This window comes from Acinetobacter sp. NRRL B-65365, assembly GCF_001605865.1.
In the GTDB taxonomy this organism is placed as follows: domain Bacteria; phylum Pseudomonadota; class Gammaproteobacteria; order Pseudomonadales; family Moraxellaceae; genus Acinetobacter; species Acinetobacter vivianii.
The window spans coordinates 1-534 of sequence record NZ_LRPD01000057.1 but is presented as its reverse complement, the minus strand read 5'-3'; the positions used below and the strand labels follow the sequence as shown (position 1 = coordinate 534).

Annotated in this window: 1 pseudogene; it reads left to right on the top strand. The window is 43.4% G+C overall.

The annotated features are described in order from the left end of the window. A pseudogene (locus tag AWW72_RS16525) lies at positions 1-534 on the top strand (YadA-like family protein); the annotation flags it as partial.

Below are 534 nucleotides of genomic sequence, written 5' to 3'. Positions count from 1 at the left end.
GAAGTTCGACAGCGTTACGACTGGCGACAGCGTATTAAACAACAATGGCTTAACTATTAAAGATGGCCCAAGCATCACTAAAGATGGCATCAACGCGGGTAACAAGGTTATTACTAATGTTGCTGATGGTTCAATTGCCAATGGATCTAAAGATGCAGTGAATGGCGGTCAGGTGAAGAATATCTCTGACAGCATCAAGAACAGCATCGGTGGTAATACAACGGTTAATCCAGACGGTAGCATTACAATCAACAACATTGGTGGTACAGGCAAAAACAACATCAATGATGCGATCAAGTCAGTTGATGACAAAGTGACTAATGGTGTGAATGACCTGACCAATAAAGGTCTCAACTTTGCTGGCAATGCGGGTAAAGATGTACACCGTAAGTTGGGTGACAAGTTAAACATCATCGGTGGAGCTGATGCTGCAACAGCAGAAGACAAGACCAGCGGTGAGAACGTGATCACACGTACCACAGAAGATGGTATCAAGATTGAATTGTTGAAAGATGCGAAGTTCGACAGCATTAC